Annotated in this window: 6 protein-coding genes; 1 reads left to right on the top strand and 5 read right to left on the bottom strand. The window is 67.9% G+C overall.

From position 1 onward, the window contains the following. Positions 1–40 precede the first annotated feature (40 nt). Positions 41–1,009 (top strand): hypothetical protein, encoded by a 969-nt coding sequence (locus O3305_RS18190; protein WP_269573791.1) that lies wholly within the window; start codon positions 41–43, stop codon positions 1,007–1,009. Here the strand turns inward: O3305_RS18190 and O3305_RS18185 are convergent. The 5 genes from O3305_RS18185 to O3305_RS18165 all read right to left on the bottom strand — a co-directional run bounded on the left by O3305_RS18185 (position 1,003) and on the right by O3305_RS18165 (position 11,498). After that, positions 1,003–2,553 (bottom strand): sodium:solute symporter, encoded by a 1,551-nt coding sequence (locus O3305_RS18185; protein ID WP_269573790.1) that lies wholly within the window; start codon positions 2,551–2,553, stop codon positions 1,003–1,005. The genes O3305_RS18190 and O3305_RS18185 overlap by 7 nt on opposite strands. 8 nt (positions 2,554–2,561) lie before the next feature. Next, entirely contained in the window at positions 2,562–3,800 is a 1,239-nt protein-coding gene (locus O3305_RS18180; RefSeq protein WP_269573789.1) for an exo-beta-N-acetylmuramidase NamZ family protein, read from the bottom strand. Further along, positions 3,797–4,999 carry a serine hydrolase domain-containing protein gene (locus O3305_RS18175; RefSeq protein ID WP_269573788.1) on the bottom strand — a complete coding sequence of 401 codons (1,203 nt, stop codon included), beginning with the start codon at positions 4,997–4,999 and terminating at the stop codon, positions 3,797–3,799. The genes O3305_RS18180 and O3305_RS18175 overlap by 4 nt, the downstream gene beginning before the upstream one ends. A gap of 86 nt (positions 5,000–5,085) precedes the next feature. Beyond that, entirely contained in the window at positions 5,086–5,451 is a 366-nt protein-coding gene (locus O3305_RS18170) for an EF-hand domain-containing protein (protein WP_269573787.1), read from the bottom strand. A gap of 29 nt (positions 5,452–5,480) precedes the next feature. Continuing rightward, positions 5,481–11,498: an autotransporter-associated beta strand repeat-containing protein gene (locus tag O3305_RS18165; RefSeq protein WP_269573786.1), complete on the bottom strand. Its 6,018-nt coding sequence runs from the start codon at positions 11,496–11,498 to the stop codon at positions 5,481–5,483. Between the last annotated feature and the right edge of the window lie 152 nt (positions 11,499–11,650).

Raw genomic sequence — 11,650 nt, 5'->3', positions numbered from 1 at the left:
GCGGCGTGATATTCCAGAGATGCTGCTTGGGGAGTTCAACATGGCGTCGCCGATCAAGATCCTGCTCCAGACCACGATCCCGCCGGTCGAGGATGACTGGAACATCCGCCGCTTCTCGATGCTCCACGCGCATCTTGCCGGCCTGACCGGCGAGGACGGCGCGCCGCTGTTCGAGGTGACCGCGCGCGATCGCACGCCCCCCGGCACGCCCGACCCGGTGCTCTCGACGCTCGACGATTCCGATTTCGACCAGCTCTGGCTGTTCGCGGTCGATACCGGCGACGGACTGGCCGAGGCGGATTGCGCCGCGATCAGCCGCTTCCGCGAAAAGGGCCGCGGCCTGATGGTGACGCGTGACCATATGGATCTGGGCTGTTCGGTCTGCTCGCTCGGCGGCGTCGGCGCGGCGCATTATTTCCACACCCACCATCTCGATCCGGACGAGGCCCGTCGGGTGATCGACGATCGCGAGACCAGCTATATCTCCTGGCCCAACTATCATTCGGGCGCGAACGGCGATTTCCAGGAGATCGCGATCCTCGGCGATGCCCATCCGGTGCTGCGCGACGATGACGCCCCCGGCGGCCTGATCCGCTACCTTCCCTCGCACCCGCATGAAGGCGCCGTCGGCGCGCCCGCGGACGATCCTTCGGCCCGCGTCGTCGCGATCAGCACCAGCAAGGTCAGCGGCAACGCATTCAACATCGCCGTCGCCTTCGAGCCTTCGGATCAGGGCGGCCCCGCCTGGGCGGAATCGACCTTCCATCATTTCGCCGATTACAATTGGGATCCCGCCAAGGGCTGCCCGACCTTCGTCAGCGAGGCGCCCGGCAATGCGCTGGCCGCATCGCAGGAAGCCCAGGCGTCGGTCCGCAACTATGTGCGCAACCTGGCGCTCTGGCTGGCGGGCCAGCTGCCGATCGACGAGCGCGCCCAGCAGCTCGACCGTGAGCTCGACGAAGCACTCGAGGAAAGCTTCCCCGCAAGCGACTCCCCCGCGATCTACTGATCCGCGGTTCTGCCCGGCGGCGCGACCGCGACCAGGAACGCAACCGCGCTGCCGATGCAGAGCTGGAACGGGAAGGCAAGATGCGCCAGCGCCCCGGGCAGGCCGATCGTGCCCGCGATCTTTGGCTGGAGCAGCAGCACCACGAAGAAGCCGGCGATCAGCGCGGCGATCACCGATTCGGTAGTCCCACGCGGCGTGAAGATCGCGGTCATGTAGACGCCGATCAGCCCGGCATAGGCGAACACCATCACCGACAGCGCGAATTCGAGCAGCCCGAGCTGGGCATAATGCTGCCAGTAGAAGGACAGCACCGCGACGATCAGCATCGCCACGCCGATCACGCCCATGCCGGCGCGCCCGGCCTGGACATAGTGATGCTCGGACACTTCGCTCCGCCCCGCGCGCCACGGCCGGTAGAAGTCCTCGATCAGCACCGACGACATCGCGTTGAGCGCCGAGTTGGTCGTCGCCACCGCCGCGGCGATGATCCCGGCGGTCACCAGCCCCCGCAGGCCGGGCGGCAGCTGGGTGAGGATGTAGTGCATGAAGATGCTGATCTTCTCGCCGCCAAAGGCAAGGCTTGCGCCCGCCGTCGCACCGCCCATCAGCTCGGGCCGGTCGTAGAAGACATGGAGCAGCAGCCCGATCGTGATGAACAGCGCCACCACCGGCACCGTCGCGATCACCGACCAGTACAGGCTGCGCGCACCGGTCTTCGCGTCCTTGCAGGCAAGCAGGCGCTGGGTGGTGTCCTGGTCGAGCCCAGAGGACGCGATGTAGAGCAGCGCGATGCCGGTCACGATCGCGAGCAGAGAGAAAGGCTTGGACAAGTCGGTGGTCAGGTCGAACAGCCGCAGCTTGTTGGCGCCGTCGGGCGCATGGGCAAGCCCCTGGAGGATCTCGGCATTGGTCGCCGGGATGCCCGAACGCAGATAGACCAGCACCGCGATCGCGGATCCGACGAAGATCACGAACTGGATCAGGTCGATCCACAGCACCGACTTGAGCCCGCCGACAAAGGTCGAGAGGAAGGCTGCGGCGACAAGCAGGGTGGCGGCGATGAAGATGCCCTGCGCGCTCACCGTGCCGGTCATCACCATCGCGATGGCAATGGCGGCAAGGTAGATGCGCGCGCCGCCCGCCAGCACCCGGCCGAACAGGAACATGCCGCCCGCCCAGCGCGTCGCCAGCGGCCCGAAGCGCTGGCCGAGCAGCTCGTACACCGTCGTCACCCGCGCCGCGTAGAAGCGCGGGATCAGCACATGGGCGACGAATATCGCGCCGATCAGCCCGCCCAGATTGGTGCCGAGATAGGTGAAGTCGCCATGGTAGCCGAAATCCGGCGCGCCGAGGAATGTCGCGGCGGATTGCGTGGCGGAAAGCACCGAGATCGCAGCCAGCCAGGCGGGGACGTTGCCGCCGGCGAGGAAATACTCCTTCGCCGTGCCGGTATGGCGCGGCGTGAACAGCCAGCCCCCCGCGATCAGCACCGTCAGGTAAAGGAGGATGACGACCCAGTCGGTCAGGCTGAAAGGCAGGTGCATCGCGGTCCTCAGTACAGCAGGTAGCGCGCGCGCCGCGCCTTGAAGCGGTTCAGCTCGGCTTGCCAGCCGGCGGCGATCTTCCTCGGGTCCATGCCCGCCTTGATCTGGTCGAGCACCGCGCGGTTGCGCAGCAGCCGGTCGACCTTCTCGATCTGGAAGGTGGCGCCATAGAGTTTCCACAAGGCGGCGACTGCCTCGACGCCCAGCGCCGGCGCGTCGATCCGGTCACGGTCGAGCAGCAGCACTTCGACGCCCTGCACGCGCTGGCCGGCAAAGGGATAGAGCTTGTCGTTCGCCGGCACATAGGTGACCGGCAGGAAGCGCACACCGGGGATCGCCCGCGCGTTCAGATAGGCTGCCAGCTCGGTACCCTTGATCCAGGGCGCGCCGAAGCGGAGGAACGGGGCCTCGCCCGGCCCCTTGATGTTGACATTGGTACCCTCGAGCAAGGCCGTGCCGGCATAGGCCGTGGCTTGCGTTATGCTGCGCAGGTTAGGCGAGGGGTTGATCCACAGCAGCCCGGTCTGGTCGTACCAGTCGGCGCGCTTCCAGCCGGTCATCCGAACCACGGTCAGCCTGGCGCCGATCCTGTCCTCGGCGTTGAACAGGGTCGCCAGCTCGCCCATCGTCATACCCGGCCGCATCGGCTCGCTATGCGCATTGGTGTAGTCCTCGCGTCCCGGTGTCGAGACCGGCCCCTGCGCCGCCAGCCCGCCCAGCGGGTTCGGCCGGTCGAGTATGATCACTTCCACGCCGTTCGCCGCACAGGCCTGGAGGAAATATTTGGTGAGCGTCTGGAAGGTCCAGTAGCGCACGCCGGCATCCTGCAGGTCGATCACCACCGCGTCGAGCCCGGCAAGCTGCGCCGCGCTTGGCCGCTTCTCGGCATCGGTGCGGCCATAGAGGCTGACGATCTCCAGGCCGCTTGCCGCATCGCGCTTGTCGTCGATGTCCATGTCGTCGGTCAGCGCATTGATGCCGTGCTCGCCGCTGAACAGCTTGGCGACCACCATGCCCGGCACCGCCGCCTGCCCCTCGGTGCGCAGTACGTCGATCGTGCGCCGCCCGTCGCGGTTGACGCTGATCGGGTTGGCGAGGATCGCGAGCCGCAGCTTGCCGCCATGCCGCGCGGCCACCGCCCGTAGCTGCGCGAAGCCGGTCTGCTGCAACACATCGATCCCGGTACGCACCTGTGCCGCTGCCGGCATCGCCATCAGCAACGCCAGCAGGACTAGCAGCCGCCTCACTTCGCCGCATCCAGCGCCGTCAGCACGGCGGTGTGGATCGCCGGCCGCGCCTTGAAGATCTCGGCATTGTTGCGGGTCGGGTTCACCCGGTTGGTGAGCAGGATGATGAACGCATCGCGGTCCGGATCGATATAGATCGACGTGCCGGTAAAGCCGGTATGGATGATCGCGCGAGGCGAGCCCAGCGGCCCCGTGAATCCCTTCTCCGAAGGCATGTCCCAGCCCAGCGCGCGGCTGCTCCCGGCGGGCAGGCCCTGGGGCTGCATGAACAGCTTCACCGTCTCGGGCTTGAGCAATTGCCGCCCATGCCAGCGGCCGTGATTGAGATAGAGCTGCCCGATCCTGGCTAGGTCCACCGCGGTCGAGAACAGCCCGGCATGGCCGGCAACGCCGCCCATCACATAGGCATTCTCGTCATGCACCTGCCCGCGCATCAGCCGGTGACGGAACTTGTCGTCCTGCTCGGTCGGCACGATCCGGGACATCAGCTTCGGCGACGGGTTGAACCCCGTGTCCTTCATGCCGAGCGGCCCGAACAGCTCCTGCTTCAGGAACCTGTCCAGCGGCTGGCCGGCGATACGCTCGACGATCTCGCCAACCAGGATCAGGTTGAAGTCCTGATAGACATAGACCGTCCCCGGCGGGCTGCCGACCGGCATGGTATGGATCTGGCGCAGGATGCCGGCGCGGTCGCTGGCATTGCCCCACAGCACCCCAGCGGGTGCCTTGAACCCCGAGCTGTGGCTGAGCAGATGCCGCACGGTGATCGCCTCGTGCCCCGGCGTGCCGGCGAATTCGGGGAGGTAGCGCTGCACCGGCGCATCGAGATCGAGCCGCCCGCGATCGTAGAGCAGCGCCGCCGCGCTGGTCGTCGCCACCACCTTGGTGAGCGACGCCAGGTCGAAGATCGCATTGCGGGGCATCGCCGGCGCGCCCGCTTCGCTGTCGATATGGCCGAACGCCTTCACGGCCAGCAGCTTGCCATGCTGACCGACCGCGAGAACCGCACCGGGAAACGCCTTGCCGACCCAGGCATCGACTTCGGCAAAGGCAGGGGCCAGCTGCACATGGCGCGCGGCGGCATGGGAAGCGGGGGACGGCGCGGGATTGGCCGCACCGGGCAGGAGCAGCGCGCCGGCGGCCAGCAGCGGCCAGTATCGTCCCGTCGCGGCCATCTTCTTCTCCCCAGCGTCCCGCATTTCGCGGCAGCATGGGGTGGGTGCGGGCACGGGGTCAAGGAACCGCGCCTTGCCCGCCTATAACCAGCGGGCAAGGCGCCAGTGCATCACTGCGCGGCTTCGTCCGCGTCGATCACGCCATTCTTGTTGGCATCGGCCCGGTCGAACTTGGCGAGGTCCTCGGCCGCCAGCTCGTCGGCGCTGACACTGCCGTCGCCATTGGTGTCGAGCCGCTTGAAGCGACGATCGACCTTGGCCTGGTCCATCGTCTCGCCGCGCTTCTCGGCTGCCTTGGTCATGAACGCCAGCAGCTCCGCCGGGCTCGCCTTGCCGTCGCCATTGGTGTCGAGGTTCTTGAACTTCTTGGCCGATGCCGCCTGCGCCTCGGCGCGGGTCTGGCCGGCCTTCTGCGCCAGCGCCTGGCCCGAGATCAGCAGCGCACCCATGGTAATCGCGATCTTCAACGTCTTCATGTCCAACTCTCCTTGGTTTTTCTTCTCGATCAGAACCGGAACCCGGCGCTCGCGCGTGCGGTCACGCCCGATCCGCCGCTACCCGTCTCCCCGCGCACGCCCATGCCCAGGACGAAGCGGCCGACATTGGTGGAAGCATCGATCCGCCCGGTCACCACCGTGCGGCCGAACTGCGTCCCGCTCGCCTCGAAACCATTGCCGGTATCGACGAACTTGAACAGCCGCCGCGCTTCCGGATCGCCAAGATAGGAGCGCCCGCCCAGGTCGCCGCTCAGCGTCACGCCGTTGATCGTCGCGGTGCCGCGCACGCCGTAATTGGCCAGCGTCGTGGTGCTGCGCGCCTTGCCGGCGACCAGCGCCGCGGCGCCGCCCCATTCCTGTACCCGGTCGAAGCTCGCCGAGCTCACGCTGGCGCCGACATAGGGGCCGACGCGCGCGCCCTTGCCCATCGGCGCCATCCAGGCGAGCTCGCCGAAGCTGGTATAGCTATGGCCATCGCCGTCCGAGGTGAGGTGATTGGCAAGCCCGCCGAACGCGATCCGGCGATCGGTCGAGAAGGTATGCGCCGAATAGCCCGCGCCGCCCGCGATGCGCAGCCCGCCCCAGCTATAGCCGAAATAGGCAAAGGCCGAATTGCTCACCAGCTGGCCGTCGCTCGCCCGCGCATCGAGGCTGATGTCGTTCTTCGCATAGCGATAGGAGAAGCCGTAGCGCAGCGTATCGCCGGTCACTTCGATGCCACCCGAGATCACCTGGCGATCCGACTCGATGCCCGCCAGGCCATCGCGTGCACGCGCCTTGAGCTGGCCGAGGTCGCCCGCGATCCAGGCGGTCTTCTTCTGCCCGCGCGGCCCGTCGATCCGCCCGATCAGCTCGCGCGCGGTGTCATGCCCGTCGCGCCCGGCGACCGTCATGCCGGCCGCGAACACTTCGCCCGAAAGCTGGTCGAACGCATTCCGCGCATCACCGGCGTTGAGCCCGATCACCGCGTCGAACACCTCGCCCGAGCTTCGCGCGCCGACCGCGGCGGCAACCGCGACCTGGTTCGGCGTCTGCGCCACCGCGCCCAGGCTCACATCGTTGCGCAGCAGCCGCAGCTGCACGCTCGCCGCGCTGTAGACCAGCGACGGCGTCAGGAAGGCGAGATCGGTGACGACGCTGCCGAACGTACCGGTCAAGCTCGATCCGGACAGGATCGTGTAGGTGGTGAGCGGCAGGAAGTTGGTCGCCCCGCCGGTCAGCACCGAGACCGAGCCGCCATTGATCGTCACCGCGCCCGTCGCGATGATCTGGTCCGAGATGCCGGTCGGCGACACTTCGACCTGATAGGTCGATCCCGCCGCGAAGGTCAGGCTGCCCGCCACGTTGAGCGTGCCGATCGAATTGCCCGGCGCCACCGTGCCGGTGACGCTCAGCGATCCGGTCCTGCCGGATCCGCCCAGCCGCCCGTTCGCACCGATCGTCAGCGTGCCCGTCAGCGAGCCGTTCACCACCAGCAGGCCCTCGTTGATCGTGGTCGAGCCGGTGTAGGTGCTGGCGCCGTTCAGCGTCAGCGTGCCGGCACCCGACTTGACCAGCCGGCCGGTTCCCGAGAGCACGCCCGAATAGCTCGAGCTGTTCACGCTGTTCACGGTCAGCACCGCGCTGCCGAGCGCGATGTTGCCGTCACCGGCCAGCCCGCCCACGGTCGTCGCGAAGTTGGCCAGGTTGACCGCGCCCGGCGCCGTCACGGTCAGCACGCCGCTGCCGAATGCGTTGGCGATGCCGGCGGCCAGCGTGCCGCCGGTCACGGTCGTGCCGCCGGAGTAAGTGTTGGCGGCGCCAAGCGTCAGCGTGCCGGTCCCTGTCTTCACCAGGCTGCCGGTGCCGCTGATCACGCCGGTGAAGCTGCTGTTCGTGGTGCCGCCGGCGCTCAGCGATCCGCTGCCGAGCAGCACGCGTCCCGCGCCGCTCAGCGTCCCCGCAGCTACAGTACCGCCATTGACGTCGAGCGTCGCGCCGCTCGCCACGCTCAACGCACCGCCGCCGGCGATCGAGCCGCCATCCAGCCGCAGCGTGCCCGCCGAGACATTGGTGGCGCCGGTATAGCTGTTCGCTCCCGCCAGCGTGAACACGCCGCTGCCCGCCTTGGTCAGCCCGCCGCTGCCGCTGATCGTCCCGGCATAGCGCGTGTCGGTGTTGCCGCCGCCGGTGGTCAGGCTGCCGCCCGAAAGCGTCACGCTGCCTGTACCCGCAAGGCCGGCAATGGTCTGCGAGGCAGCAAGGTCGAGCGTTGCGCCTGTCGCAATGGTCACGCTGGTGCCCGTCGGCAACGCCCCGCCCACCCCGGCACGAAGGATACCGCCCGCAACAATCGTCGCGCCGGCATAGCTGTTGACGCCGGACAGGATCAGCGTGCCCGTATCGAGCTTGTTGATCCCGCCATTGCCGCCGATCCCGGCGCTGATCGTCGCGGCCACGCCCGGATCGACACGGATATTGGTCTGGGCATCAGCCAGGCTCAGCGTCCCGGTGCCCGCCGCGATCACATAGCCGCCGGTCATGAACTGCATGCCGGTGACGCTGATCGCGCCGTCGACCGTGACGGTACCCGCCGGCCCCTGGAACACGGCGAAGCGCCCGCCCCAGCTGTCGTTCACCGCGCCATTGGCATCGGTCCAGTTGGTTCGGGCACTGGTCCAGCTTCCCGAGCCACCGCCGACCGCGCCATTCGCGCTGGTGCCGGCACCGTCCCAGAACTGAATCTCGGGGACGATATTGTCATAGACCAGGTTGATCTGGTTCCCGACCGAGGTCTGCAGGTTGATGTGCGGGACATTGGAACCCGCCGGCAGCGCGCCGATAGCCAGGCCATTGTCGGTGAGCGCGCCCGTATAGTTGATCAGGCGATAGACGCCGACGCCGAAGCCGCCGAGATCGGTAACGTTGAGCGTGCCGTCCAGGGTCAGGTCACCATTGACCTGGATCCGGTCGCTCACGCCCGCCACGTTCGGCGCACCCAGGCCCATGTCGAGCACGGAGCCGGCGGAAAGCACCAATCCACCGGTAGTCAGCGTCCCCGCCCCGGCGCCACCGGCCGCGAGATGCGCGCCGTCGGCGATCGTCACCACGCCGCCCGCGCTGCCCGATCCGCTCAGCGTCGCGCCGCTCGCGACATTCACCGCGCCCGCGACGCTGCCATCGAGCTGCAGCGTGCCCGCATTCACCTCGGTCGCGCCGAGATAGGCATTGGCGCCGCCCAGAGTCAGCGTGCCGGTACCCGTCTTGGTCAGCCCGCCGGAGCCGCTCGTCACACCGCCGAAGCTGTCATTGGCGTTGAGCCCGCCGGTGGTGAGGTTCGCGCCGAGCAGCACGCCGCCGGCGCCGTTGAGCCCGCCGATGCTCTGGTCCGCACGGATATCCAGCGTCGCGCCTGCGGCGACATTGACGTTGCTGGTCATCGGCAAGGCCCCGCCGTTCAGCGCGACCAGTGTGCCACCCAGCACATTGGTCGCGCCGGCATAGCCGTTGGTCCCGGACAGGATCAGCGTGCCGGCATCATTCTTCACCAGCCCGCCGCTGCCGCCGATGCCGGCGCTGATCGTCGCGGCCACGCCCGGATCGACGCGGATATTGGTCAGCGGGCTGTCGGCGCTCAGCGTGCCCGTGCCGGCGGCGATCTCATAGCCATCGGTCATGAACTGCGCGCCGGTGAACAGGATTGCGTCGTCCACCGTCACCGTGCCGGCGGTGCCGCCGAACACGCCGAATGCACCGGACCAGGCGCTGTTGTTGGTCGCCGCCGCGTCGGTCCAGTTGGGGAAGCTGTTGGTCCAGCTGCCGCTACCGCCCTGTGCGATGCCGTCGCCCGAATTGTCGGTGCCATCCCAGAACTGGATCGTGGTCGCCGCCGGCGTGCCGTAGATCAGGTTCACCTGGGTCGCGACCGAGGTCTGGACGGTCATCAGGCTGCCATTGGCGCCGGCCGGCACCCCGCCGATCACCAGGCCGTTGTCGGTCAACGCGCCGGTATAGTTGATCAGCCGATAGACCCCCTCGCCGAACCCGCCGACATCGGCCACGTTGAGCGTGCCGTCGAGGATCAGGTCGCCATTCACCTGGATACGGTCGCCGGTGCCGGGCGCGGCGAGATCATAGTTGAGCACCGAGCCTGCCGAAAGGACCAGCCCGCCGGTGGTCAGCGTCCCAACCCCGCCGCTGCCGGGCGCCAGGATCGCACCGGATGCGTCAAGCACACCGTTGATCCGGCCTGCCCCGGAAAGGCTGGTGCCCGCCGCCATCGTCACATTACCCGACCAGCGGCCGGATAGCGCCACGCCGCCGCCGTTGATCGCCAGCACACCGCTCGCCGTATTCTGGCCCGACAGCGTCAGCGTGCCACCGCCGACCTTGGTCAGCCCGCCAAGCTGGCTGACCACGCCGGAGAAGCTGGTGTCGCCGCCGAGCCCGCCGGTGGTGAGCGTAGCGCCGCTGGCGCTGCCAGTGTTGACGAAGCCGTCCCCCGAAAGGTTGCCGATCGTCTGGTTGTACCCGATCTGGGTGTTGCTTCCCGAGCTGTTCACGCCATTCAGGTCGAGCGTGCTGGTGCCGGTGACGATCACCGCCGAATTCGCCGAGAAGGCGTTGTCGAGCAGGCCGCTGCGCAACATGCCGCCACCGCTGATGATGGTGTCGCCGGAATAGTTGTTGGCAGTGGTCAGCGTCAGGTTGCCGGTGTTGACGAGCTGGAGCCCGCCGGTGCCGCTGATCGCGCCGAAGCTCTGCAGGTTGCGGGTGCGGTTCAGGATCAGCGTGCCGTTGTTGACGATCGCGCTGCGGACCTCGCCGCCGGTCGTGGCGTCGAAATCGTCGAGCCGCAGGGTCGCGCCCGCTGCGATCGTCGTGCCGAAGCGCGGCGTCTGGGTGTTGATGATGCCCCAGGTGCCACCCTGCACATTGAGCGTGTCGAAGCCGGTGGTGGAAACCAGCGTCTGCGATCCCGTGCCGGTCAGGTTCAGTATGTCGTTGGAATTGGTGTTGGTGGTCGCCGCGATGGTGCCGTTGATCGTCGCGCCGGTCTCGATCGTCAGCGTGTTGACCGTGCCCGCGATCGGCGAACCGCCGAAATTCACCGCATAGCCATTCGCGTTGGTGCCGGTGCCGGCACTGGTGGTGCTACCCGCAGCCAGCGTCACGCTGTTCAGATAGCTGTTGTTGACGACCAGGCCGGTGGTCGAGCTGACCGAATAGCCCAGGTTGATCCGGATCGCCTCGTTGGTCCCGCTGCCACCGCCGGAGCTGGCGATCGTCCCGCGGTTGACGATCGCGGTATTGCCCGTGCCGATAATCCCGTACAGGCCGGTGATCACGCCGCCGGCCTGGTTGGTAACGTCCAGCGTGCCGGCATTGTGACCGCGTACCGCTTCTCCCTGGGTCGCCGCGGCACCGTTTCCGGTGATCGTCCCCGAATTGGTCAGGATCAGCGCACCGGTGCTGACGATGCCCTGCGATCCGGTGATCGAGCCCCCGGCGCGGTTGACGACGTTGAGCGTGACGCGCGTGGCGGCAAGATCGATGCCCCGCCCCTGCACGGTCACCGCGCCATTATAGTCGATCCCGGTGCTCAGGATCGTGCCGCTGTTGTCGATGGTGACGGTGCCGGCGCTGTACCCGGCCGTGGTCTCGGAAAAGCGGATCGCGCTGTTGCCCGATCGGATCGTGCCACGGTTGGTGATCAGGGTGGTGCGATCGGCGAAATCGCCGCTGCTGCTGATCCCGCGGCCGTTGCTGTTGGTCGAGGTCGCACCGGTTTCGAGCGTGCCGTCATTGGTGATCACCACGCCGGTGCCGGTGCTGGTGCCGTTGACGCTGATCGCCTGGTTGCCGGTAGGCGTCGCGATCGAGCCGGTGGATGTCACCGTCACCGTGCCGGCACCGCTCACATTCACGCCGGTGGTGCGCACCGTCGAGACCGTGGTCTGGGCATAGGCCGTGCCGGGCAGCGCCACGAAGCAGGCGGAAAGCAGCAGGCGGGTGCGCAGGCTGCGCGCGCGGATCGTTCTAGTCATGAGTCATCCCCCCATCGCGGCGCGTGCCGCATGGCCAAGTCCGGCGCGGAGCCGGGTTTCGCGATTTCTGGTGGGGCATGCGCGCGGCAGCGGCCGCGTCCCTACGGCCCCTCGTTGCGTGCGCTTATCTTCGCATCCGCATCCGGCATCTC

This window comes from Sphingomonas sp. NIBR02145 (assembly GCF_027359115.1).
GTDB classification, from domain to species: Bacteria; Pseudomonadota; Alphaproteobacteria; order Sphingomonadales; family Sphingomonadaceae; genus Sphingomonas; species Sphingomonas kyeonggiensis_A.
The sequence above is the reverse complement of the archived record's forward strand: the minus strand, read 5'-3'. Positions and strand labels throughout refer to the sequence as shown.

Excerpts from the sequence above, each read along its gene's own strand:
- O3305_RS18190 (WP_269573791.1), top strand. The coding sequence starts at position 41 with ATGGCGTCGCCGATCAAGATCCTGCTCCAGACCACGATCCCGCCGGTC.
- O3305_RS18185 (WP_269573790.1), bottom strand. The coding sequence starts at position 2,553 with ATGCACCTGCCTTTCAGCCTGACCGACTGGGTCGTCATCCTCCTTTAC.
- O3305_RS18175 (WP_269573788.1), bottom strand. The coding sequence starts at position 4,999 with ATGCGGGACGCTGGGGAGAAGAAGATGGCCGCGACGGGACGATACTGG.
- O3305_RS18170 (WP_269573787.1), bottom strand. The coding sequence starts at position 5,451 with ATGAAGACGTTGAAGATCGCGATTACCATGGGTGCGCTGCTGATCTCG.
- O3305_RS18165 (WP_269573786.1), bottom strand. The coding sequence starts at position 11,498 with ATGACTAGAACGATCCGCGCGCGCAGCCTGCGCACCCGCCTGCTGCTT.